Genomic DNA, 23,364 nt, shown 5'->3' with positions numbered 1-23,364 from the left:
CGGTCGTTGAGCGAGGGAGCGCCAGCGACTGAGACGAAACGCGGCGAAGTCTTCGCGATCGTCCGGCGCGTTTCGTCTCGCTCGTTCCTCGCTCGCTCAACGACCGGGGGGCGAGGTTGCGGCCGTTGAGCGAGGGAGCGGCGGCCGGCGACCGAGCGAAACGCGCCGAAGTCTCTGCGATCGTCCGGCGCGTTTCGTCTCGCTCGTTCCTCGCTCGCTCAACGACCGGGGGTGGCGAGGTTGCAGTCGTTGAGTGGGGGAGCGGCGGCGACCGAGTCGAAACGCGCCGGAGTCTCTGCGATCGTCCGGCGCGTTTCGTCTCGCTCGTTCCTCGCTCGCTCAACGACCGGGGGCGGCGAGGTTGCGGTCGTTGAGCGAGGGAGCGCCAGCGAGCGAGACGAAACGCGCCGGAGTCTCCGCGATCGTCCGGCGCGTTTCGTCTCGCTCGCTCAACGACCGGAGGCGGCGCGTCAGCCGCCGTACTCGACGAGCAGCGCCCGGGCGCCGTCCGCGAGCGCGGCGACCCGCGCGGCGGCGTCGTCGCGGGACTCGCCGCGCACGTCGAGGTAGAGCTTGAGCTTGGGCTCGGTGCCGCTCGGCCGCACGATCACGCGGGAGCCGTCCGCGAGCCAGAGCCGCAGGACGTCCCCCGGCGGGAGGTCGTCGAAACCCTCCTGCAGATCGTCGATGCGGTCCACCGCGACATCCCCGACGGATTCCGGATGCCGCGCCCGCAGCGCCGCCATGATGCTCGAGATCTGCGACACGTCGTCGACGCGGATCGACACCTGGTCGCTCGCGAAGGCGCCGAACTGCTCCTCGAACTCGGCGAGGAGATCGCCGAGCGTCGCGCCACGACCGCGCGCCTCCGTCACCATGCCGAGCATCGCCACGGCGGCCGAGATGCCGTCCTTGTCGCGCACGGTGCCGGGGTTCACGAGATAGCCGAGCGCCTCCTCGAATCCGAACACGATGCCGGGGGCGCGGGAGATCCACTTGAACCCGGTCAGCGTGGCGTGGAAGTCGAGGCCGTAGTGCTCGGCGACGGCCTGCAGGCCGGGGGAGGAGACCAGCGAGCAGGCGAGCGATGCGCCGTCGGGGGCCGGGCCGTCGGCCGTCGCGAGCTGCGCGGCGCGCCACCCCAGCAGCAGGCCGATCTCGTTGCCGGTCAGCCGTCGCCAGCCGCCTTCGGCGGAGTCGTCGGGCAGGGCGACGGCGAGCCGGTCGGCGTCGGGGTCGTTGGCGATCACGAGCTCGGCGCCGGTCTCGCGGGCGGCGTCGAAGGCGAGATCCATCGCGCCCGGTTCCTCGGGGTTCGGGAACGCGACTGTCGGGAAGGTGCCGTCGGGTTCGAGCTGCGCCGACACCGGCACCGGCGCCGGGTAGCCGGCGGCCTCGAGGATGCGCGACAGCGTCTCCCACCCGACGCCGTGCATCGCGGTGTAGACCCAGGTGAGACCGTCCGCTCCGGCCGGCGCCGGGGCGACGGCGGCGGTCGCCGCGATGTAGTCGTCGACGACGCTCTCGGCGGCCACCTCGAAGGCGAGCGAGCGGGGGAGCGTGCTGATGTCGCCGGCCTCGGCCACCCGTGCGATGTGCGCGGCGATCTCGGCGTCGGCGGGCGAGACGATCTGCGAGCCGTCGTCGGCGCCGCCCAGGTACACCTTGTAGCCGTTGTCGTCGGGCGGGTTGTGGCTCGCGGTCACCATCACGCCGGCCGCGGCGCCGAAGTGCCGCACCGCGAACGCGAGCACGGGGGTCGGGAGCAGGCGGGGGAGCTGGATGGCTCGCAGACCCGCGCCGGCGAAGATCTCGGCGGAGTCGCGCGCGAACACGTCGGAGTTGCGACGACCGTCGTAGCCGATCACCACGATCGGGGCCTCGTCGAGGATGCCGGGAACCTCCGGCCCCTCCGCCTCGAGCGCATCGGTGGACGGCGGCTCGGTGAGCTCCGGTGCATCGGGCATCGCTGCGGCGGCGGCATCCGGTGTCTCGGCCCCCGCCTCGACATCCGCGGCGGCGTCCGGTGTCTCCGCTGCGCCCTCGGCGCCAGCGTCCGCTGCGCCCTCGGCGGCGGCGGCATCCGCTGCGCGCTCGGCGGCGGCATCCGCTGTGCCTTCGGCGACAGCCGCGTCAGCGCGCTCCGGGTCCGCCGACGTGTCCTGCGCCGCAACGTCGCCGTCGGCATCCGCCTCCGTGCCGGCATCCGTCGTGGCGGACGGCAAGGGCGCAAGCCCGGTCTGCTCGCGCACGTACGCGGCGAGACCCGCGGCCGCCTGGGCGACGAGCACGCGGTTCATGCGGTTGCTGCCGGCGCCGAGCGCGCCCCGCAGGCCCGCGGTGCCGAACGCCAGGCGCGTCGAGAAGCGGTCCGCCAGCTCGTCCGCGGCCGCCGGATCGCCGGACTCGGCGGCCTCGATCAGCGCTCGCAGCTCGTTGCGCGTCTCGCCGTCGGGGTCCTGCGCGAGCCATGCGTGCGCGCGCTCGAGCACGTCGGTGGCGGCATCCGACCCGGCCGGAACCTTCTCGGGTGCCGGCTCCTGCACGTCCGGGCTCGCGGCCGGAACCTCCGCGCCGCTCACAGCGCGCCGATCACACGGGCGAGGAGCGACGAGATGACGGGCTCGGCCTCGCGGCCGGCGTCGAGCACCTCCTGGTGGCTGAGCGGTGTCTTCTGGATGCCGGCGGCCATGTTGGTGATCAGCGAGAAGCCGAGGATCTCCATGCCGGCCTGGCGCGCGGCGATGGCCTCGAGCGCCGTCGACATGCCGACGATGTGCCCGCCGATCGCCTTCGCCATCTGCACCTCGGCCGGGGTCTCGTACTGGGGTCCGCGGAACTGGCAGTACACGCCTTCGTCGAGGCTCGGATCGATCGATCGCGCCAGGTCGCGCAGGCGGAGCGAGTAGAGGTCGGTGAGGTCGATGAACGTGGCACCCTCGAGCGGCGAGTCGCCGGTGAGGTTGATGTGGTCGCTGATGAGCACCGGCCGACCCGGCGTCCAGGTGTGCTTGATGCCCCCGGCGCCGTTGGTGAGGACCATCGTGCGGGCTCCGGCCGCGGCGGCCGTGCGCACACTGTGCACCACCCGTCGCACGCCGTAGCCCTCGTAGTAGTGGGTGCGGGCGCCGATCACCAGCACGCGGCGGCCCTTCGGTGTGACGATGCTCCGCAGCGTCCCGACGTGACCGCTGAGCGCGGGAGCGCTGAAGCCGGTCACCTGCGTCGCGGGGAACGTCGCGGTCGTCTCGCCGAGGAGCTCCGCGGCCTTGCCCCAGCCGCTGCCGAGGGTCAACGCGATGTCGTGACGCTCGACGCGGGTGATGCGGGCGATGTCCTCCGCGGCGGCGGCGGCGACCTCGAAAGGGTCGGCCGTGGGGTCGTCGAGAGGATTGCCGGTGGTGTCTGACATGTCACCACTTTAGGAACCGCCGGGCACAAGGGCCAGCGAGTGCGCTGCGCCGGGTCTTCGGGAGTGTCGCCGTATGTGTCGTCGCCGCGGCATCCGGCAGGGGAGAATGGAATCCATGTCGATCAGCTTCGAGACCACCCAGAGCGTCGCCATCCTCGGTGGCGGACCCGGAGGCTACGACGCGGCGCTGGCCGCCGCCCAGCTCGGAGCCGAGGTGACGGTGGTCGAACGGGCCGGCATCGGCGGCTCGGCCGTGATCACGGACGTCGTCCCGTCCAAGTCGCTCATCGCTACCGCCGACGCGGCCGTCGCGATCGCCGGAGCCGGTGACCTCGGTGTGCAGCTCTTCGCGAAGGGCAAGGACGGCAAGCCCCTCAAGCCCGAGATCGCGATCAACCTGAGCGCCGTGAACAAGCGCCTGCTCACGCTCGCCCGACAGCAGTCCGATGACATGCGCGCGTCGCTGGTCGAGGCGGGTGTGAGGATCATCTCCGGCCACGGACGGCTCGAGGGCGACCACGCCGTCGTGGTGTCGACCGGCCCCGGCGGCACCGACTTCGACCGCATCGAGGCCGACACGCTCGTCGTCTCGACCGGCTCGTCGCCGCGCGAGCTCGCCAGCGCCAAGCCGGACGGCGACCGCATCCTCACGTGGACGCAGCTGTACAACATGAGCGCGCTGCCCGAGCACCTCATCGTGGTCGGATCGGGCGTGACCGGCGCCGAGTTCGCCGGCGCCTACATGAACCTGGGCGCGAAGGTGACGCTGGTCTCCAGCCGTGACCAGGTCCTCCCGGGGGAGGACAAGGATGCCGCTGCCGTCCTCGAGCGCGTCTTCAAGCGCGGCGGCATGAAGCTGCTGTCGAAGTCGCGGGCCGAGAAGGTCGAGAACACCGGTGAGGGCGTCGTCGTGACGCTGTCGGACGGCCGCACCGTCGAGGGCAGCCACTGCCTGATGGCCGTCGGCTCGATCCCCAACACCACGGGCATCGGCCTCGAAGAGGCCGGTGTTCAGATGACCGAGTCCGGCAACATCCAGGTCAACCGCGTCGCGCGCACGTCGGTGCCGAACATCTACGCCGCCGGCGACTGCACCACCTTCGTGCCGCTTGCGTCCGTCGCCTCGATGCAGGGCCGCACCGCGATCTTCCACGCGCTCGGCGATGTCGTCATCCCGCTCGAGCGCCGCCGCATCACCTCCAACATCTTCACCGCCCCCGAGATCGCGACGATCGGCTGGCAGGAGAAGGACATCGAGGACGGCCACATCAACGGCGTCGTGCACAAGCTGCCGCTGGCCGCCAACCCGCGCGCGAAGATGATGGGCGTCAAGGACGGCTTCGTCAAGCTCATCGCCCGCGAGGGCAGCGGCACCGTCATCGGCGGCGTGATCGTCGCCCCCCGCGCCTCGGAGCTCATCTACCCGATCGCGATCGCGGTCGAGCGCCGCCTCACCGTCGACCAGGTCTCCCGCGTCTTCGCGGTCTACCCGTCGCTGTCGGGCAGCATCACCGACGCCGCCCGCGCGATGCACGTCGTCGACCACAACGTCTACGGCGGCTGACCCAGGCTGACGGATGCCGCGGGCGCGCGGCATCCGTCCCGCCGGCGGCACCCGTCATCGCCGCTTCGCCGGCGATGCTGCGCGCCGCGTCCGTGGCCCGCCCGGCGGCATCCGCCCGGCTCGCGGCGCGGGTGACGTCATCGGAAATGTCGCCTCGTCGCACCTTCAACAGGTCAACCGCGGCTCCACAGGACTTCTGCGAGCCGGGTCTCCTGTAGAGGCACGGTTGACCTGTTGAAGGCGAGCGCATCAGCGCACTCATCCGCGGGTGAGGATCGGGGGGAACGGCGGGCGACGACCGGTGGAATGACGCGATGGACTGACGGATGCCGTGGGCAGCCTGCATCCGTCATCGCGCCGTCAGCCGAGTCCGCTGTTCGCGCGCCACAGTTCCGCGGCCCGGTTCGCGCCGGCGTCGACGACGGCGCGCAGCTCGGGACGGTCGGGCATCGCGAACGAGACGTATGGCCCGCGTCCGCCGGCGACCGGGCGGCCGTAGGCCATCCTTCCCCGCCGCGCCCGCAGACACCCTCTGCGGGGGTCGATGAACTTCCGGCTCACACTTCCGGTGCGGTGTGTCTGCTTCGCTGAACTTCCTGCTCACACGGTGTGGGGTGTCGTGTCGGTGAACTTCCGGCGCACACTTCCGGCTCACACAGTGTGGGGTGTCGTGGCGATGAACTTCCGGCTCACACTGCGGTGCGGTGCGGTGCGGTGCAGTGCAGTGCGGTCCGGTGCGGTGCGGTGCGGTGCAGTGCAGTGCGGTCCGGTGCGGTGCGGTGCGGTGCGTGCGCGCCGGTGTGCGGGCTTCGCTGAACTTCCTGCTCACACGGGTGTGGGGGTCGTGCCGATGAACTTCCGGCTCACACGGCGCTCGTGGGCGTGCCGCTGCTCACACGCGTGGGTGACTGCTGTCGCTGAACATGCTGCTCACACTCCTGGCAGGTGGAGCGACGCGTCTCGCGAGGTGTGTGTGAGCCGGAAGTTCATCGGCCGAAAAGGGATGGGTCGCACCCTGGCAGGACGCGCAGGCGCCGAGCGAACCCGCCGGATCAGCTGATCGTCAGCAGCTGGTGACCGGCCGACACCGTGGTGCCGGGGTTCGCGTTGATCGCACCGATGACGCCGTCCTTGTGCGCCTGGATGGGCTGCTCCATCTTCATCGCCTCGAGCACCACGACCAGGTCGCCCTTGACGACCTGCTGGCCCTCCTCGACGGCGACCTTGACGATGGTCGCCTGCATGGGCGACTTCACCGCGTCGCCCGATGCGCCCGCCACCACGGTAGGGGCGTGGGAGCGCCGCGACGGCGGCACGGCGGCAGGGCGACCGGCGACACCGGGTGCGGTGACCACGCGGTCGGGCAGGCTCACCTCGAGGCGCTTGCCCGCGACCTCGACGACCACGGTGTGCCGTGCCTCGGCGGGCGCCGGCGCGTCGAGCTCGCCGTCCCACGGCGGGATGTCGTTCACGAACTCGGTCTCGATCCAGCGCGTGTAGACGCCGAACCGGCCGTCCGCCGCGACGAACGCGGGGTCGCGGACCACCGCCCGGTGGAACGGCAGAACGGTGGGAAGCCCCGACACCTCGAACTCGTCGAGGGCGCGACGCGAGCGCTCGAGCGCCTCGGCGCGGTCGCGGCCGGTGACGATGATCTTCGCGAGCAGCGAGTCGAACGCTCCCGACACGCTGTCGCCGGCGGTGACGCCGGAGTCCAGACGGATGCCGGGGCCGCCGAAGGTCTTGAAGACGTGGATAGGCCCTGGCTGGGGGAGGAATCCGCGCCCCGGGTCTTCGCCGTTGATGCGGAACTCGATCGAGTGGCCGTCGGCGATCGGGTCGTCGTAGCCGAGCTCCTCGCCCTCGGCGAGGCGGAACTGCTCGCGCACGAGGTCGATGCCGGTGACCTCCTCCGACACGGGGTGCTCGACCTGAAGGCGCGTGTTGACCTCGAGGAAGGAGATCGTGCCGTCGGCGCCGATGAGGAACTCGCAGGTGCCCGCACCGACGTAGCCGACCTCCTTGAGGATGGCCTTCGACGCGTCGTAGAGGATGGCGTTCTGCTCGCCCGAGAGGAACGGCGCGGGCGCCTCCTCGACGAGCTTCTGGTGACGCCGCTGCAGCGAGCAGTCGCGCGTCGAGATCACGACGACATTGCCGGCGGCATCCGCGAGGCACTGCGTCTCGACGTGGCGCGGCTTGTCGAGGTACTTCTCGACGAAGCACTCGCCGCGGCCGAACGCGGTGATCGCCTCGCGCGTGGCCGACTCGAACATCTCGGGCACCTCGTCGATCGTGCGGGCGACCTTGAGGCCTCGGCCGCCGCCGCCGTACGCCGCCTTGATGGCGATGGGCAGACCGACCTCTTCGGCGAAAGCGACGACCTCGTCGGCGCCCGCGACGGGGCCAGGGGTGCCCGGTGCGAGAGGAGCTCCGACCTTCTCGGCGACGGCGCGGGCGGTCACCTTGTCGCCGAGGGCCTCGATCGCCTCGGGCGACGGGCCGATCCACACCAGCCCGGCGCCGATCACGGCGCGAGCGAAGTCGGCGTTCTCAGCGAGGAATCCGTACCCGGGGTGCACGGCGTCGGCCCCGGAGCGGCGGGCGACCGACAGGATCTTGTCGATCGACAGGTACGTCTCGGCGCTGGTAGAGCCTTCGAGCGCGTACGCCTCGTCGGCGAGGCGGGCGTGCATGGCGTCGCGGTCCTGGTCGGCGTAGACGGCGACAGACGCCTTACCCGCATCGCGGGCGGCGCGGATGACGCGAACGGCGATCTCGCCGCGGTTGGCAATGAGAACCTTGGCGATCTGGGGCATGGATGCCAGCCTACCGACGGCACCACCGGGGCTTTTGACCGGTTCATACAAGAACCGACGAGAAACGTGGGATTCCTACTACAACGCCGGTCGCCCGTCGGAGGTGCCTCCTACAGCGTGACCGGATCGGTCTCGGACCGACCGAGCGACGGATCGGACGTGTGCCACAACGCGGTCCACTCCACGCCCACCTCCCGGACGAGCCGGCGCAGCGTCGACACCGACATGCCGACGACGGTCGAGGGGTCGCCCTCGACGCGTTCGATGAAGGCCCCGCCGAGGCTGTCGACGGTGAACGCACCGGCCACGTGCAGCGGCTCGCCGCTCGCGACGTACGCGTCGATCTCGGCATCCGTCACGTCGTCCACGAAGGAGACGGATGCCGCTGCCGTCGCATGCACCTCGCTCGGCGCCTCGCCCGGCTCGATGCGAACGACGGCGTGCCCCGAGTGCAGCACGCCGGTGCGCCCGCGCATCGCCCGCCAGCGGGCCGCGGCGCTCTCGGGCGTGTACGGCTTGCCGAGCACCTCGCCGTCGAGCTCGAACATCGAGTCGCCGCCGATGACGATGCCGTCGAATCCCGGGATGTCGTCGCGCAGCCTCGCGGCCACGTCGGCCGCCTTGCGCCGAGCGAGTAAGAGCACGTGCTCGTCGGGAGCCAGCGCGCGCTGCTCGGCCGCCTCGACCGCGGCGATCACAGCCTCCTCGTCGACGTCGGGGGCGATCGTGAGCGGACGGATGCCGAACTGTCCCAGCAGCATGAGCCGGGCGGGCGAGGTCGAGGCGAGGCAGACGCGCATGCTCCCACGGTACGCGGCCGAGCCGTAGGCTCGACGGATGAGCGGAACCGGCGACCTCCTCGACCTCGACATCACGGGCGTCGCCCATGGCGGCGTCTTCGTCGCCCGGCACGAGGGACGCGTCGTGTTCGTGCCCGACACGATTCCGGGGGAGCGTGTCCGCGTGCGCCTCACCGACACGGCCAAGTCGTCGTTCTGGCGTGCCGAGACGCTCGAGGTTCTCGAGGCGTCGCCGCATCGCCAGCTCCACGTCTGGCGGCAGGCCGATGTCGACGTGCCGCCCGAGCAGCGCCCCGGCGGCGCCGACTTCGGCCATATCGAGCTCGCGCATCAGCGCAGCCTCAAGCTCGAGGTCCTGCTCGACGCCCTTCAGCGCTTCGGCCGCATCGACGCGCCCACGGCGACGATGAGCGCCGTCTCTGCTCCGCCGACGCCGGACGGCACCGAGGGCGGCGCCCAGGACGCCGACGGCGAGACCGTCGACGGCACCGGGTGGCGCACGCGGGTGAGCCTGCACGTCGACGACGACGGCAACGTCGGGCAGTACGCGGCGCGCAGCCATCGCGTGGTGCCGCTCGAGGACCTGCCGCTCGCGACCGCGGAAGTCGAGCGCACCGCGCTCGAGCTGCGCGGCGGCGAGCCCGGCCGCATCGATCTCGTACAGCCCGCGGACGGTCGCGTGCGGGTGCTGCCCCGGCGACAGACGCATCGGGATGCCGCCACCCGGCGTGGGCGCGGTAGCCGCCTGGCACCCGGGCGGCGTTCCGGCAAGACGCCCGCGCCCGAGGTCGTGGTCGAACGCGTCGGCGGCCGGGAGTTCCGCGTCGACGCCGGCGGCTTCTGGCAGGTCCACAGGCTTGCGGCGCACACGCTGACCACGGCCGTGTCGGCCGCGGTGAGCATCCTCCCGGGAGATGCTCCTGCCGTCGACCCCGACGCGTGGCATCTGGACCTCTACGGCGGCGTGGGATTGTTCGCGGCGACCCTCGGTGAGCTCGGCGGGCCGTCGACGCGAGTGACGAGCGTCGAATCCGACGCGCGCGCCACCGAGCACGCGGGCGAGAATCTCGTCGACTGGGTCGGCGCCCGGGCCGAGACTGCCCGGGTCGACCGCTGGCTGGCGCGGCTCGCCGCCGAGGCATCCGCCTCCGAACGAGAGCGCCTGTCCCGGGGAGTCGTCCTCCTCGACCCGCCGCGCTCGGGAGCAGGACGCGAGGTCGTCGAGCACATCACGGCGCTCTCGCCGAAGACGGTCGTCTACGTCGCCTGCGATCCCGTGGCGCTCTCCCGCGACATCGCCACCTTCCGCGCCGGCGGCTACGACCTGGCGAGCGTCGACGCCCTGGATCTTTTCCCGAACTCGCATCACGTCGAAGCCGTGGCGGTTCTCACCCGCGGGTGACGCACGTGGCTAGGCTGGCGGAATGACGCGCGTGGCCTTCATCGACGACCACGAATCGGTACGGCTCGGGCTGGAGGCGGCCTGCGTCCGTGCGGAGGCGATGAACGTCGCCTTCTCGGGCAGCACCGTGACCGAATATGTGGAGTGGCGGGCACGATCGCGCCAGCCGCCGGCTGACGTCGTGGTGCTCGATCTGACGCTCGGCGATGGCACAACGGTGACCGAGAACGTGCGGCGCCTGGTGCTCGACGGGTCGAGTGTCATCATCCACAGTGTCGCCGACCGCCCGGCAGCGGTGCGCGAAGCCCTGGCCGCCGGCGCTGCCGGTGTCGTCAGCAAGTCCTCGCCCATCGGCGACGTGATCGCAGCGGTGCGCACGGTGGCGCGCGGCGAGCCGCTCAACAACGTCGAGTGGGCCAGCGCCGTCGAGGGCGACCGCGCATTCGCCGACGCGCAGCTGTCGGCCCGGGAACGCGACGTGCTGCGACTCTACGCCGCCGGCCTTCCGCTGAAGGTCGTCGCCGACCGCCTCGGGGTCGCGTACTCGACGGCGAAGGAGAACATCACGCGCATCCGCGTCAAGTACGTCGAGGTCGGGCGCCCCGCTCCCACCAAGATCGACCTGCTGCACCGCGCCGTCGAAGACGGCATCCTCGTCGAGCCATCAGCCGACCCAGGAGACAGTGCGCGTGGCCGTTGACGCGCAGACCGGCGTGCTCGACACGGCGTGGGGTCAGATTCCCCACTCGCCGCAGGCGACTGCGGGCGTCGGGTCGTTCACGCGTTCACGCGTGGAGCGGATCATCTCGCTCGTCGGCGGCGCCTTCGGATCGCTGATCCTCGGCGTCCAGGCGTTCCTTGCGGCGCTGGGCTCGACCGACGAGCGGCCCGGGTGGCACGAAGCCCTGATGATCTCGGTGTTCGGCACTCTCGCGGTGATGATCCTCGCGTGCGTCATCGGGCGCGGCGTCCGGGTGGCTGCGGGTGTCTTCGCTCTCGTCTACGTGCTCGCGCTGGTCGCCTGGCCGATCGCCACCGCGGGAGTGACGCCGGCGGGCATCGAAGAGCCGTGGATCTGGTACTTGGTCAACCTCGCGACCCTCGCCGCGGTGCTGGCCTTCCCCTTCCCGCTGCAGATCGGCTGGACGATCCTCGCCCCGGTCCTCTTCGGGCTGGTGCGGATGATGCAGGTCGACTTCGACAGCGACTACTGGATGACCGTCGGACTGGACGTCTCGTTCGCCCTCATCCTCGGCGGCGTGATCCTCACACTGGGCTGGCTGTTCCGCTCGATCGCCGTCAACGTCGACGAGACGCGTGCCCGGGCGGTCGCCTCCTACGCGCAGGCGGCGGCGGCGGATGCCGCGGAGCAGGAGCGCGTGGCCGTCGCAGCCCTCATGCACGACAGCGTGCTGGCAGCGCTGATCGCCGCGGAGCGGGCGAGCACGCCGCGAGAGCGCACGCTCGCGGCATCCATGGCGCGCGAGGCGCTCACGCGGCTCGCCAACACCGAGCAGGATGCGCACGAGGGGACCGACGAGCCGTGGGATGTCGCGGCGCTCGCGGCAGAGATCGACGCGGCCGCCGCCGAGCTGGGTGTCGACGTCGACGTGCAGCGCGAGTTCGACGACGCCGGGTCGCTCATTCCGGGGCGCGTGGCGCGGGCGCTCGCGCTCGCCGCGACGCAGGCGGTGGCGAACGCCCTCCAGCACGCCGGCGGCGCCGGCCTCGGCGTCGCGGTGATGGAGACCCGCGGGCGCGTGCGTGTCGAGGTGCACGACGCCGGCGAGGGCTTCGACCTGGATGCCGTCCCGGACGACCGGCTGGGCATCCGCGCGTCGATCATGGCCCGTGTCGCCGCCGTGGGCGGGCATGCGGATCTCGAGACCGGTCCGCACGGCACCGTCGTGCGGCTCACCTGGCAGGAGTCCGCCGCATGATCAGCGTCAAGAACGTCCTGGTCGTGCTCGCCGTCGCCTTCACGGCGTACCTTGCCGCGCGAGGCCTCTCGTGGACCGGACCCATCACGCAGCCCCTCGTCGTCGTGGTCACTCTCGCGTTCTATCTCGCGACCACCTGGCTCTGCATCTTCTGGGAACCCGCATCGACGCGATCCACGCCGCCTCCTGCCCCGTCGCCCGCGACGGGCGCACACGCGGAGGACGACGCGAAGACGGCGGTGGACGGCATCCGCGGTCCTGTCCGGCTCCCGCCGATCGCGCAGGTCCTGGCTCTCGCGTGTGCGGTCATCGTGCCGAGCGCGATCTCGGTCTCGGTGGGAGCCGACGCGCGCACGGCACCGTTCGCGACCTGGTACCTGGGCGGGATCGGCGCGCTCATGACCATCGTCATGGTGCGCCGTCGCCCATGGACGGCATGGACGGGCATCGTCGCGCTCACCGTCGCGTCGATGCTCTGGATGGGACCGGTGAATGCGCTCGCGCTCGGGCTCGTCGGCTCCATCGTCTGGGTGACGTGCGCGCAGCTGCTGGTGTTCTCGATGGACCGGGCCGCCCGCGACACGTCCCGCCTCACGCGGCTGCAGCGCGCGGCGACGGGATGGCAGACCTCGCAGATCGTGCGCCAGCGGGAACGCCGGGTGCAGGTGCAGAAGGCGCTCGCAGTGGCGGGGCCCGTGCTCACGCGCACGGTCGCTCACGCAGGAGTGCTCAGTGATCCCGACCGTCTGGAGGCGCGGATCGCAGAGGGCAAGCTGCGCGATGAGATGCGCGGACCCCGCCTGCTCGACGACGAGGTGCGCGCCGAGCTCGAACGTGCGCGGCGTCGTGGCGCGAACGTCACGGTCCTCGACGAGGGCGGGCTCGACGACGTCGACGACGAGCAGCTGGGCGTCATCCGCGCGCAGCTGGCCGACGCGCTGCGGTCTGCCACATCCGACCGGCTCTACATCCGCACCTCGCCTGACGAGCGGGTGGCGGTCACGGTCGTGGGACGCTCGCCGTCCGTCGCCGGGCCCAGCGACGAGGACTCCGTCGACCTCTGGCTCGAGATCCCGCACCCCGGCCGGGCCTGACCGCTCTGGCGGGCGCTTCCGATGGTGCTCGCGGCTCGCGGCTCGGGGCTCGCATGGCGCTGATCGGCGACCGCTGAGCCAGTCGGGATGCCGTCGCATCACGCGAACGAGTCGGATGCGTTCGGTCAGCGCAGCGCAGCGCCGCAGCCGCCGCACGGGGACACGAGCACGGATGGCGTACTCGCTCCCCGCCAGGAGGGGGAGGAACCAGGCGGGGAACGGAGAAGAAGGAGGCGAGGGGCGGCGAAGCCGCCCGCCCCTCGCCTGCGCGGACGGTTACCCGAAAACCGTCCGCATGGCCAGATCCGGGGATACCGCAGTGCGGAGTCGGACCGACCGAACGCAGAAGCGTTCCAGCGGATCAAGTATCTCCAGGTATCAAGGGCTGTGTCTGTAGGTATTTCGGGGGACAAGACCCACGAGCCCGGCGCAAGCGCTTTGGAGGCCTCCGACGAGGGCGGCGTGATCAGCCGAAGCGACCCCAGCCCAGGTCGCGGTCGAGCGGCTGCCGCCGGGCGCGCTGCGAGAGCTCCCAGCCCGTGCGGCGCACGCGGTCCTCGGCGACGGCCTCTGCCGCCTCGCCGGTGTAGGCCTCGCTCACGACGGCGATGAGCGCTGCGAGCTCCTCCTCCGTGGGCGTGCCGCGACGCATGTCGATCGTGACGCTGTCGGGCGCGGCGGAATCCCCGCCGGCCTCGGCAGGGACCGCCTGGTCGTCCGCGAGGCTCACAGCGGGATGTTCCCGTGCTTCTTGGGGGGCAGGCTGGCGCGCTTGCCGCGGAGCGCCCGCAGGGCCTTCGCGATGGAGACCCGCGTCTGCGCCGGCTCGATGATGCCGTCGAGCTCGCCGCGCTCGGCAGCGAGGAAGGGTGAGGCGACGTTGTACGTGTACTCGTTGGCGAGGCGTGTCCGCACGGCGGCGACATCCTCGCCCGCCTCTTCTGCGCGCTTGATCTCGCCGCGGTAGAGGATGTTCACGGCGCCCTGGCCGCCCATAACGGCGATCTCGGCCGTCGGCCACGCCAGGTTCACATCGGCGCCCAGCTGCTTGGAGCCCATGACGATGTAGGCGCCGCCGTAGGCCTTGCGGAGGATCACGGTCACCAGCGGGACGGTCGCCTCGGCGTACGCGTAGAGCAGCTTCGCGCCGCGGCGGATGACGCCGGTCCACTCCTGGTCGGTGCCGGGCAGGTAGCCCGGAACGTCCACGAGGGTGACGATCGGAATCGAGAAGGCGTCGCAGAAGCGCACGAAGCGGCTCGCCTTCTCGCCGGCCTCGATGTTCAGCGTGCCCGCCATCTGCGAGGGCTGGTTGGCGATGATTCCCACGGAGCGGCCCTCGATGCGGCCGAAGCCGATGACGATGTTCGGTGCGAACAGCGGCTGCACCTCGAGGAAGTCCTCGGCGTCGACGATCCCGCGGATCACCTGGTGGATGTCGTACGGCTGGTTCGGCGAGTCGGGGATGATCGCGTTCAGCGCGCGGTCGGCATCCGTGGTTTCGAATTCGAAACCGCTCTCGTAGACGGGCAGCTCGGCCATGTTGTTGTCGGGGAGGAATCCGAGCATCGAGCGGACGTAGTCGATCGCGTCGTCCTCGTCCTCGGCGAGGTAGTGCGCGACGCCCGAGCGGGTGTTGTGCGTGTACGCGCCGCCGAGCTCCTCCATGCCGACGTCCTCGCCGGTCACGGTCTTGATCACGTCGGGACCGGTGACGAACATCTGGCTGGTCTTGTCGACCATCACGACGAAGTCGGTGAGGGCCGGGGAGTACACGGCACCACCGGCAGCCGGGCCCATGATGATCGAGATCTGCGGGATGACGCCCGATGCTCGGGTGTTGAGGCGGAAGATCTCGCCGTACTTGCCGAGGGCGACGACGCCTTCCTGGATGCGGGCGCCGCCGGAGTCCAGGATTCCCACGATCGGGATGCCGGAGCGGAGGGCGAACTCCATGACCTTGATGATCTTCTCGCCGGCGACCTCGCCGAGCGATCCGCCGAAGGTCGAGAAGTCCTGCGAGTAGACCGCCACCGTGCGGCCGTGGATCGTACCGACGCCGCTGACGACGGAGTCGCCGTAGGGGCGGGAGCGGTCCATGCCGAACGCCGTGGTGCGGTGGCGCACGTACTCGTCGAGCTCGACGAAGCTGCCGGTGTCGAGGAGCATGTCGATGCGCTCGCGGGCGGTGCCCTTGCCCTTCGCGTGCTGCTTCTCCTTCGCGACCTCCTCGGGATCGAGGACGGCCTCCTGGAAGCGTGCGCGGAGGTCGGCGATCTTGCCGGCGGTCGTCGAGAGGTCGGGCTGATCGGTCACGGATTCCACCCTATCGGCGGGCTCAGGGGATCTGTTGGAGGGTTCACACAAGGGGTCGCGGCATCCGCTGTGGGTCCCCGGCGGGAAGGGCGGCCGCTCGAGCGGCGCCGACGCGGGGAGGCGCGTACGGTGAGCATCATGTCGTACTCGTCCGAGGGGTTCCCGCTCGCGGCAGCCGTGAGCCCGCGCGTCCAGGTCGTGGAGACCACCGACTCGACCAATGCCGACGTCGTGCGGCACGTCGTCGACGCCCCGCACGAATGGCCCCATCTGTCGCTGCTGCTGACCAGAGACCAGCGCGCGGGTCGCGGCCGCCTGGACCGCACGTGGGTGACGCCGCCCGGATCCGCCCTCGCCGTCTCGGTCGTCATCGATGCCGCGGCGATCCCCGCAGCGGCCAGGGGCTGGATCCCGCTGCTGGCGGGCGCCGCGATGACGCGTGCGATCGGTGCGCAGCTCGCAGGCTCTGCGCATACCGCGACGCTCAAGTGGCCGAACGACGTGCTGATCGACGGCGGGAAGGTCTGCGGCATCCTCGCCGAGGTCGTGCCCGGCCACCCCGATGTCGTCGTCGTCGGATCGGGCGTGAACACACGGATGCCGCGCGCCGACCTCCCCGTCGACACCGCGACCTCGTTCGCGGTCGTGGGTCTGACGTGCGACGAGGATCGCCTGCTGGCGGACTACGTCGCCGCCCTCGACGAACAGCTCACCGCGCTGGCCGCCGCCGGCGGGGATGCCGCCGCCTCGGGCGTGCTCGCAGAGGTCGAGGCGCTCTGCAGCACTCTGGGAAGCGACGTCGCGGTGTCGCTGCCCGACGGCCAGACGCTGTGGGGCCGGGCCCAGCGCGTCGACCCCGACGGGCGCCTCGTCGTCGTACAGGACGGCGAGTACGAGAGCGTCGTGTCGGCCGGCGACGTCGTGCACGTGCGAGCCCGTCCCCGCTCCTGAGCCCCGTTCGCTGAGCGAGCGAGGTACGAGCGAGACGAAACGCCTGCGCACGGAGCACCCGCCGGCCCCCAGGCATCCGAGCCCCGGTCGTTGAGCGAGCGAGGTACGAGCGAGACGAAACGCCTGCACCCGGCGCACACGCCGGTCCCGAGGCATCCGAGCCCCGGTCGTTGAGCGAGCGAGGTACGAGCGAGACGACACGCGCGCGGATGACGTAAAACGGCGGGTTCACCCGGGACTGTCGGCGGCTCGCCGCACAATGGGGACATGACGCAGCCGACGAGCTACGGTGGCAGGCCGCTGACGCCGGCCCCCGGCGCGCCCACCCCGGAGCTGCTCGTCGCGCGCTTCCGCCCCCATGCGCGCCGGCTCACGTGGTCGGCCCTCGTGCTCATCGCCGTCGCCGGTGCCTGCGGGTACTTCTACGGCAACCTGCCGGCGCCGTTCGAGAACTGGATGCTGCTCGCCGCGGCCGCCGCCGTGGTGCTCCTGATCGTGGTCCTGCCATACCTCGCGTGGCTGGGGCACGTGTACACGATCACGACGCGGCGGGTGATGGAGCGTCGCGGAGTGTTCTCGGCGAAGCGCAGGGAGCTGGCACATGTCCGGGGCTACACGCTGAAGGTCCATCGCGGCCTGCTGCAGCGCATGTGGGGTGCGGGCACGATCACGCTCGCCAACGGCGTCGACGAGCCGCTGCGGCTCGCCAACATCCCCAGCGCCGAGCTCGTGCACGAGGCGCTGGTCGATCAGGTCGAGGTGAATCAGATCCTCGCGCACCGCGACGCCCAGCCGCTGCCGCCCGGTCCGCCGCCTGCTGTTCCGCCTCGGCCGCCCCTGCCGCAGTCCTGACCGGCTCGTCCGCCATTCCGGTGTGCGGGATGATGGAGGGAGTCTTGAGTCGAGAGGGAGTGGCATGGCGCTGCGAGTCGGAGTCGTCGGAGGTGGCCAGCTGGCCCGCATGATGATCGCGCCGGCGGTCGAACTCGGAGTCGAGCTGCGCGTGCTCGCCGAAGACGAGGGGATGTCGGCATCCCTCGCCGCCACGGCCGTCGGCGACTACCGCGACGCCGCCACCGTGCTCGCGTTCGCGCGCGACGTCGATGTCGTGACCTTCGACCACGAGCATGTGCCGCAGGACGTCCTGGCCGCGCTCGTCGGCGAGGGCATCGCCGTTCATCCCGGCCCCGATGCGCTCAAGGTCGCGCAGGACAAGCTCGTCATGCGGGCCCGTCTTCAGGAGCTCGGGATGCCGCAGCCCGACTGGGCGGCGGTCACCGACACCGAGGAGCTGCAGGCCTTCATCGACGACCACGGCGGGCGAGCGGTCGTGAAGACTCCCCGCGGGGGCTACGACGGCAAGGGCGTCCGCGTGGTCTCGGCGGGCACCGAGGCCGAGGACTGGTTCGCGACGCTCGCCGAGGACGCCCGTGGCGGCGCACTCCTCGTCGAGGAGCTCGTCGACTTCACGAGAGAGCTCGCCCAGCAGGTCGCCCGTCGTCCGTCGGGCGCCATGAAGGCCTACCCCGTCGTCGAGACGGTCCAGCGCGACGGGGTGTGCGCCGAGGTGATCGCACCGGCCCCGCACTCGAACGAGCGACTGCAGCGGGTGGCGTCCGAGATCGGCGTCGCGATCGCCGAAGGACTGGGCGTGACCGGGATGCTGGCGGTCGAGCTGTTCGAGACCACCGACGAGCGGCTGCTCGTGAACGAGCTGGCCATGCGCCCGCACAACAGCGGTCACTGGAGCCAGGACGGTGCGGTGACCAGCCAGTTCGAACAGCACCTGCGCGCCGTGCTCGACCTTCCGCTCGGCGACACCGATCCGGTCGCGGGGTGGGCCGTGATGGTCAACATCCTCGGCGGGCCGGCGGACGACCCGCTGGACGCGCGTTTCGCGGCCGCTATGGACGAGCACCCGCAGGCGAAGGTCCACACCTACGGCAAGGCACCGCGTCCGGGGCGCAAGGTCGGGCACGTCAACGTCGTCGGCGACGACCTCGACGACGTGGCCTACCAGGCGCGCGCCGCGGCATCCTTCTTCCTCGACGGTCGCTGAGCGAGCTCGCGAGTCGAAACGCAGAGACGAAACGCGCTGAGCCGACGTGGTCCGTGGCGCGGGCACATTCGTCTCGTTCCTCGCGCAACGACCGGACCTGCCGCGCCGTTGCGGGGATCTTCCAGCCTTCGCCCCTAGCCTTGACGAGTGACTGCGCCCCTTCATGCCTCGGACGCGCCCCTCGTCGGCGTCGTCATGGGCTCCGACTCCGACTGGCGGGTCATGAGCGACGCCTCGCAGGCGCTCACGGACTTCGGCATCCCGCACGAGGTCGAGGTCGTCTCGGCGCACCGCACGGTCGACAAGCTCATCCGCTACGGGCGTGAGGCTCGCGCACGCGGCCTCCGGGTCATCATCGCGGGCGCCGGCGGAGCCGCGCACCTTCCCGGCATGCTCGCCTCGGTCACCGCGCTCCCGGTCATCGGCGTGCCGGTGCAGCTCGCGACGCTCGACGGCATGGACTCGCTGCTGAGCATCGTGCAGATGCCCGCCGGCATCCCCGTCGCGACCGTCTCGATCAACGGCGCGAAGAACGCGGGGCTCCTCGCAGCCCGGATCCTCGGTGCCTCGGACGATGCCATCGCGGACCGCGTCGAGGCTTACGCCCGCGATCTCGAAGCGCAGGTCGAGCAGAAGAACCGGCGGCTCAAGGAGTCGCTGTGAGCGTGATGAGCCCACCGAGCGCCAAGGTACGTCCGGTCCGACCGGGCGTCGTCGAAGAGCGCCCGATGCGGCACCCGGATGCCTCGTCCCGCGCCGTCATGACGCGCCGCGGGTGGTGGCTGGTCGGGCTGAACTTCCTCATTCCCGGGTCCGCGCAGGTTCTCGCGGGCAACCGGAGGCTCGGTCGATTCGGAATCGGCGCGACGCTCGTGATGTGGGTGCTCCTCGTGATCGCGCTGCTGTTCGCGCTGCTCGCCCCGACTGCGGGACTCAGCATCGTGACGAGCGCATGGCTGCCCGACTGGCTCGGACTGCTTCGTCCGCTGCCGCTGCTCATCGCGCAGGGGTTGCTGATCGCGTATGCCGTGCTGTGGATCGTGCTCACGATCGACACACTGCGGCTCGTGCGCCTCGTCAAGACCGGGCGTGGCGCGCGCTTCGCGATCGCTGTGGTGGCCGTCGGGCTCATGGTCGTCGCCAGCGGCACCGCCGCCTACGCATCGACCGCCGTCGGCGCCGCGCGCAGCACCATCAGCACGATCTTCGGCGCGAGCGGCCCGACCGTCCCGCCGTCGGACGGCTACTACAACATCCTGCTGCTGGGCGCCGACAGCGGCGAGGGCCGCGACTCGATGAGGTTCGACAGCATCTCGGTCGTGTCGGTCAACGCCGCGACCGGTGCGACCACGATCACCGGCATCCCGCGCGACATGCCCCACTTCCCGTTCGCGGAGGGTCCCATGCAGGACACCTACCCGAACGGGCACGAGGGTCACGCCGACCCGACCTGCGGGTGGGGGAGCGGCATCAACCAGCTGCGCACCGAGGTCGAGGTCTGCCAGGACGGCACCACGCTCTACCCGGATGCCGAGGCGAACGGCTCCGAGCCGGGCATCGAGGCGACGAAGGACGCGGCCGAGGGGATCCTCGGCATCGAGATCCCGTACTACGTCTTCGTCGACATGCACGGGTTCGCCTCTCTCGTCGATGCGCTCGGCGGCGTCGACATCACGGTCACCGAGCGCCTTCCGAAGGGCGGCGGGCCGTCGTATCCGGGTGAGCCCGCTGAGGACTGGGCCATCGGCTGGATCGAGCCCGGTGCGCAGCACATGGACGGCGACACCGCCCAGTGGTATGCCCGCTCGCGGTACACGACAGACGACTTCTCGCGCATGAAGCGTCAGCGTGAGCTGCAGGCGGCGATCCTCGCGCAGTTCACGCCGCAGGTCGTCCTGACGCGCTTCCAGGAGGTCGCCACCGCGGGCTCGGACCTCATTCAGACGGATCTGCCGCAGTCGCTCATCCCGACGCTCGTCGACCTCGCGCTGAAGGCCAAGGAGCAGCCGGTGCAGACGCTCGAGCTCACCCCCGCCGAGGGGATCGACGAGTTCAACCCCGACTACGCGTACATCGCCGACCTCGTGCAGACGACGCTCCACCCGCCGACCCCGACGCCCGAGGGCTGAGCCGTGGTCGCCACCCTGCGCGTCGTGCTCGACCAGCTCGTCGCACCCACCGAGCCCGAGATCGCCGAGGCGTCACGCGAACTCGCCCGGGCGCTCGTGCTCGGTGTGCCCTCCGGGTGCGAGGTCGAGGCGATCGCCCCCGCTGGTGGGCCGGACGGGGCTCTGGACGCGGTGCCGGGTCTGGTCGGCGTGCGTCGCACGGCCCTGCCCCGGCGCGAGCTCGCGGCCGCACTGCAGCTGGGCGTCGGCACGGGGATCGGCGGCGGCATGATCCACTCGCCGTCGCTCTTCGCGCCGCTCGTGCGCCACGACCGGGTGCACGACCACGACCAGACCGTGGTGACCGTGTGGGACCTCCGCCCTTGGGAGTCGCCCGCCGAGCTGCCCCGCGCCGTCGTCGCCTGGCACAAGGCGATGCTGAAGCGCGCGGTCAAGCACGCCGACGCTGTGGTGGTGCCGACCCACTCGCTGGCGGCGCGGCTGCTCGAGATCGCGCCACTGGGCGACCGCGTGCGGGTCATCGCCGGCGCGTCGCCGCTGACGTTCTCGGTGCCGGTGGATGAAGTGGGCCGTCGCCGCGAGCTGGGGCTGCCCGAGGGGTTCATCCTTTTGGCGGGCGGGCCGCTCGGCTCGGAGGGGCTGGATGCCGGACTCGCCGCGGTCGCGGCATCCGGTGTCGACCTCCCCATCGTGGTGATCGACGTCGAAGAGGGCCACGAGCCCGCGGTGGCCGATCTCGCGTCAGCTGCCGGAATTCCGGAACGCGTGCTGCACGTGCGCGGCGTGCTGTCAGCGATCGATCGTGCCGCGGTGTTCGGCGCGGCCGTCGCCTTCGTCGCGCCGTCGCGTCGCGCGGCGTTCCCGTGGCGCGTCGTCGACGCCCTGACGCTCGGCGTACCGGTGTTCGCGGCGGCGTCGACGGTGCAGGACGAGGTCGTGTTCGACGGGGGAGTGCTCGTGGCTTCGTCGAGTGTGGCGGAGCTCTCGGAAGGGCTCGGTGCGGCTCTGGCTTCGGGGCTCGGCTCCACCGCGGCGGCGGAGCGGCTCGGTGTGCTCGCGGGGGATCGCGGGCGGGCGTTCTCGTGGCGCGAGGCCGCCGACAAGGTCTGGATGCTGCACGCCGAGCTGTGACGGCGGCTCGATAACCGCGCAGATCGGGCTATTCCTTCGGCGAGGCGCCGCGTTAGCATGTGTCCCATGCGTCACACTGTTCACGTGGCTGCAGGTTACAGGGGGGAACGTCGCGCGCCTGCGCGACGCCGAGTCGGTGTCGCCGCGACGGTGTTGAGCCTGATCGCGGCCCTGCTCTTTGCGCCGGGGGTGGCGTCGGCAAGTCAGGTGGCGATAGAGAGTCCGCCCGCGGTTGCTGCAGGCGCGGTCCCCAGCGGGGTTGTGAAGACGGCGGACCTCTCACAGTTCCAGGCCGGGTACATCATCAGCGATGCGAAGTTCTTCGATCGTTCGACGATGGGCGAGGCGCAGATCCAGCAGTTCCTCCAGTCGAAGGTTCCGAGCTGTCAATCCGGTCATGTGTGCCTGAAGGACTGGTACGACACGTCGCGCGCGACTAGCGCCGACGCCATGTGCGGTGCCTACCCGGGCGGAATGCGTGAGCGCGCCTCGACGATCATCTACAAGGTTGCGCAGGCATGCGGCATCAACCCGCAGGCGATCCTCGTGATGCTGCAGAAGGAACAGGGGCTGGTCACGCACACTTGGCCGTCCGATTGGCGCTACACGATCGCGATGGGGCAGGGCTGCCCTGACACCGCAGCGTGCGACACCAGGTACTACGGCTTCTTCAACCAGGTGTACGGCGCAGCGTGGCAGCTGAAGCGGTACGCCAACCCGCCAGGGACTAGTCAGTACTTCACGTGGTACGCGCCGGGCAAGACATGGAACGTGCGCTGGAACCCCGATGCCGCGTGTGGTTCGTCCCCCGTCTACATTCAGAACCAGGCCACGGCGAACCTCTACTACTACACGCCCTATCAGCCCAACGCCGCAGCGCTGCGTGCGGGCTACGGCGAGGGCGACGCGTGCTCGAGCTACGGCAACCGGAACTTCTTCCAGTACTTCACGGACTGGTTCGGCTCGACGACGGGCGGCGGTAATCCGTTCGGCAATGTCGAGTCCATGATGGGCGACTCCGGCTCCATCCGCGTGACGGGTTGGGCCGCGGACCCCGATACCACCAGCCCTATCGAGGTGCACATCTACGTCGGGTCGGTCGGCACCGCGTTCGTGGCCGCCGACGAACGTCCAGACGTAGGGGCCGCCTATCCGGCCGTGGGCTCCAAGCATGGTTTCAACGTCCGGGTCAAGGTACCCGCTGCCGGCACGCACACGGTGTGTGCCTACGCCATCAACGCGGGCGCGGGAACGAATAAGCTGCTGTCGTGCGGCACCGTCTCCGTGACCGGCCCCATCGACGGAGGCAGCGCCCCGATCGGTTACCTGGAATCGCTGACCGTGTCGGGCACAACGGCTACTGCCTCCGGCTGGGCCATCGACCCCGATACCGCTTCGCCAATCAAGGTACGACTCGCGGTCGGTGGCTCCACCACCGAGGTGACCGCTGATCGCACCCGACCCGACGTGGGAGCTTCATATCCTTCCGCCGGCTCCAACCACGGGTTCTCAGCACAAGTCTCGTTGCCGACCGGCACCTCGACGATGTGTGCGGTCGCCGTGAACACGGCCGTCATCGGCGGCAACACCGACATCGGCTGTCGTACTGTGACGGTGGCTGCGCCGACCCCTGCGGTCAATAAGGCTCCGTTCGGCAACTTCGAGTCGGTGGGTGTGTCATCGGGGAACCTGACGATCGCTGGTTGGGCGATCGACCCGAATGTCACGGGACCGATCCAGGTGCACG

General features: G+C 70.9%; 18 protein-coding genes and 1 pseudogene. 12 read left to right on the top strand and 7 right to left on the bottom strand.

Going from position 1 to position 23,364, the window contains the following annotated elements; translation table 11 throughout:
• Positions 1-470: 470 nt before the first annotated feature.
• A complete protein-coding gene (locus tag MRBLMI12_RS19805) occupies positions 471-2,423 on the bottom strand; it encodes a phospho-sugar mutase (protein WP_414686241.1) in 1,953 nt (650 codons plus the stop codon).
• A 155-nt stretch (positions 2,424-2,578) separates the two neighbouring features.
• Positions 2,579-3,412 carry a purine-nucleoside phosphorylase gene (locus tag MRBLMI12_RS19800; RefSeq protein WP_308868280.1) on the bottom strand — a complete coding sequence of 278 codons (834 nt, stop codon included), beginning with the start codon at positions 3,410-3,412 and terminating at the stop codon, positions 2,579-2,581.
• Positions 3,413-3,518: 106 nt separating this feature from the next.
• Here MRBLMI12_RS19800 and MRBLMI12_RS19795 point away from each other — a divergent pair, with 106 nt between their 5' ends.
• Entirely contained in the window at positions 3,519-4,976 is a 1,458-nt protein-coding gene (locus tag MRBLMI12_RS19795) for an NAD(P)H-quinone dehydrogenase (RefSeq protein WP_349426753.1), read from the top strand.
• A 360-nt stretch (positions 4,977-5,336) separates the two neighbouring features.
• On the opposite strand, the gene MRBLMI12_RS19790 is transcribed toward MRBLMI12_RS19795, so the two are convergent.
• The 3 genes from MRBLMI12_RS19790 to MRBLMI12_RS19780 all read right to left on the bottom strand — a co-directional run bounded on the left by MRBLMI12_RS19790 (position 5,337) and on the right by MRBLMI12_RS19780 (position 8,595).
• Positions 5,337-5,480 carry a hypothetical protein gene (locus tag MRBLMI12_RS19790; protein ID WP_363357898.1) on the bottom strand — a complete coding sequence of 48 codons (144 nt, stop codon included), beginning with the start codon at positions 5,478-5,480 and terminating at the stop codon, positions 5,337-5,339.
• Between the two features lie 548 nt (positions 5,481-6,028).
• Positions 6,029-7,795, bottom strand: a complete 1,767-nt coding sequence (locus tag MRBLMI12_RS19785; protein ID WP_363357897.1) for an acetyl/propionyl/methylcrotonyl-CoA carboxylase subunit alpha — start codon at positions 7,793-7,795, stop codon at positions 6,029-6,031.
• Between the two features lie 110 nt (positions 7,796-7,905).
• The gene (locus tag MRBLMI12_RS19780; RefSeq protein ID WP_363357896.1) at positions 7,906-8,595 is read right to left on the bottom strand and encodes a Maf family protein; all 690 of its coding nucleotides are present in this window, start codon (positions 8,593-8,595) and stop codon (positions 7,906-7,908) included.
• A 37-nt stretch (positions 8,596-8,632) separates the two neighbouring features.
• On the opposite strand from MRBLMI12_RS19780, the gene MRBLMI12_RS19775 reads away from it, so the two are divergent.
• From MRBLMI12_RS19775 to MRBLMI12_RS19760, 4 genes are read left to right on the top strand one after another with little or no spacing between them, the layout of a single operon-like run.
• Positions 8,633-9,997, top strand: coding sequence for a class I SAM-dependent RNA methyltransferase (locus MRBLMI12_RS19775; protein ID WP_363357895.1), 1,365 nt, complete (start codon positions 8,633-8,635; stop codon positions 9,995-9,997).
• Between the two features lie 22 nt (positions 9,998-10,019).
• On the top strand, positions 10,020-10,697 hold the full coding sequence (locus MRBLMI12_RS19770; protein WP_349426758.1) for a response regulator transcription factor: 678 nt from the start codon (positions 10,020-10,022) through the stop codon (positions 10,695-10,697).
• A complete protein-coding gene (locus MRBLMI12_RS19765) occupies positions 10,687-11,937 on the top strand; it encodes an ATP-binding protein (protein ID WP_363357894.1) in 1,251 nt (416 codons plus the stop codon). The genes MRBLMI12_RS19770 and MRBLMI12_RS19765 overlap by 11 nt, the downstream gene beginning before the upstream one ends.
• Complete coding sequence (locus MRBLMI12_RS19760) at positions 11,934-13,031, top strand: hypothetical protein (protein WP_363357893.1); 1,098 nt, start codon at positions 11,934-11,936, stop codon at positions 13,029-13,031. The genes MRBLMI12_RS19765 and MRBLMI12_RS19760 overlap by 4 nt, the downstream gene beginning before the upstream one ends.
• Positions 13,032-13,497: 466 nt before the next feature.
• Here the strand turns inward: MRBLMI12_RS19760 and MRBLMI12_RS19755 are convergent, their stop codons facing one another.
• Both MRBLMI12_RS19755 and MRBLMI12_RS19750 read right to left on the bottom strand, forming a co-directional pair.
• Positions 13,498-13,761, bottom strand: a complete 264-nt coding sequence (locus MRBLMI12_RS19755; protein ID WP_363357892.1) for an acyl-CoA carboxylase subunit epsilon — start codon at positions 13,759-13,761, stop codon at positions 13,498-13,500.
• Positions 13,758-15,347, bottom strand: coding sequence for an acyl-CoA carboxylase subunit beta (locus MRBLMI12_RS19750; RefSeq protein ID WP_404909332.1), 1,590 nt, complete (start codon positions 15,345-15,347; stop codon positions 13,758-13,760). Before MRBLMI12_RS19750 ends, MRBLMI12_RS19755 begins: the two co-directional genes overlap by 4 nt.
• Before the next feature lie 138 nt (positions 15,348-15,485).
• Here MRBLMI12_RS19750 and MRBLMI12_RS19745 point away from each other — a divergent pair, with 138 nt between their 5' ends.
• From MRBLMI12_RS19745 to MRBLMI12_RS19715, 7 genes and pseudogenes are all read left to right on the top strand, one after another.
• Positions 15,486-16,298: a biotin--[acetyl-CoA-carboxylase] ligase gene (locus MRBLMI12_RS19745; RefSeq protein WP_363358238.1), complete on the top strand. Its 813-nt coding sequence runs from the start codon at positions 15,486-15,488 to the stop codon at positions 16,296-16,298.
• A 267-nt stretch (positions 16,299-16,565) separates the two neighbouring features.
• Positions 16,566-17,150 (top strand): PH domain-containing protein, encoded by a 585-nt coding sequence (locus MRBLMI12_RS19740; RefSeq protein ID WP_363357891.1) that lies wholly within the window; start codon positions 16,566-16,568, stop codon positions 17,148-17,150.
• 64 nt (positions 17,151-17,214) lie between these two features.
• Positions 17,215-18,357, top strand: a complete 1,143-nt coding sequence (locus tag MRBLMI12_RS19735; RefSeq protein ID WP_363357890.1) for a 5-(carboxyamino)imidazole ribonucleotide synthase — start codon at positions 17,215-17,217, stop codon at positions 18,355-18,357.
• Positions 18,358-18,552: 195 nt separating this feature from the next.
• Entirely contained in the window at positions 18,553-19,020 is a 468-nt protein-coding gene (gene purE / locus MRBLMI12_RS19730) for a 5-(carboxyamino)imidazole ribonucleotide mutase (RefSeq protein ID WP_363358237.1), read from the top strand.
• Positions 19,017-20,486 (top strand): LCP family protein, encoded by a 1,470-nt coding sequence (locus MRBLMI12_RS19725; protein ID WP_414686238.1) that lies wholly within the window; start codon positions 19,017-19,019, stop codon positions 20,484-20,486. The genes purE and MRBLMI12_RS19725 overlap by 4 nt, the downstream gene beginning before the upstream one ends.
• A 3-nt stretch (positions 20,487-20,489) precedes the next feature.
• Entirely contained in the window at positions 20,490-21,617 is a 1,128-nt protein-coding gene (locus tag MRBLMI12_RS19720; protein ID WP_363357888.1) for a glycosyltransferase, read from the top strand.
• 66 nt (positions 21,618-21,683) lie between these two features.
• Positions 21,684-23,364: pseudogene (locus tag MRBLMI12_RS19715) on the top strand (hypothetical protein); the annotation flags it as partial.

The sequence above is a fragment of the Microbacterium sp. LMI12-1-1.1 genome (assembly GCF_040676455.1).
Taxonomy (GTDB): domain Bacteria; phylum Actinomycetota; class Actinomycetes; order Actinomycetales; family Microbacteriaceae; genus Microbacterium.
The sequence above is the reverse complement of the archived record's forward strand: the minus strand, read 5'-3'. Positions and strand labels throughout refer to the sequence as shown.

Coding starts and splice junctions, on each gene's coding strand:
- MRBLMI12_RS19800 (WP_308868280.1), bottom strand. CDS start 3,412: ATGTCAGACACCACCGGCAATCCTCTCGACGACCCCACGGCCGACCCT.
- MRBLMI12_RS19795 (WP_349426753.1), top strand. CDS start 3,519: ATGGAATCCATGTCGATCAGCTTCGAGACCACCCAGAGCGTCGCCATC.
- MRBLMI12_RS19790 (WP_363357898.1), bottom strand. CDS start 5,480: ATGGCCTACGGCCGCCCGGTCGCCGGCGGACGCGGGCCATACGTCTCG.
- MRBLMI12_RS19785 (WP_363357897.1), bottom strand. CDS start 7,795: ATGCCCCAGATCGCCAAGGTTCTCATTGCCAACCGCGGCGAGATCGCC.
- MRBLMI12_RS19780 (WP_363357896.1), bottom strand. CDS start 8,595: ATGCGCGTCTGCCTCGCCTCGACCTCGCCCGCCCGGCTCATGCTGCTG.
- MRBLMI12_RS19775 (WP_363357895.1), top strand. CDS start 8,633: ATGAGCGGAACCGGCGACCTCCTCGACCTCGACATCACGGGCGTCGCC.
- MRBLMI12_RS19770 (WP_349426758.1), top strand. CDS start 10,020: ATGACGCGCGTGGCCTTCATCGACGACCACGAATCGGTACGGCTCGGG.
- MRBLMI12_RS19760 (WP_363357893.1), top strand. CDS start 11,934: ATGATCAGCGTCAAGAACGTCCTGGTCGTGCTCGCCGTCGCCTTCACG.
- MRBLMI12_RS19745 (WP_363358238.1), top strand. CDS start 15,486: ATGTCGTACTCGTCCGAGGGGTTCCCGCTCGCGGCAGCCGTGAGCCCG.
- MRBLMI12_RS19740 (WP_363357891.1), top strand. CDS start 16,566: ATGACGCAGCCGACGAGCTACGGTGGCAGGCCGCTGACGCCGGCCCCC.
- MRBLMI12_RS19735 (WP_363357890.1), top strand. CDS start 17,215: ATGGCGCTGCGAGTCGGAGTCGTCGGAGGTGGCCAGCTGGCCCGCATG.
- purE (WP_363358237.1), top strand. CDS start 18,553: ATGGGCTCCGACTCCGACTGGCGGGTCATGAGCGACGCCTCGCAGGCG.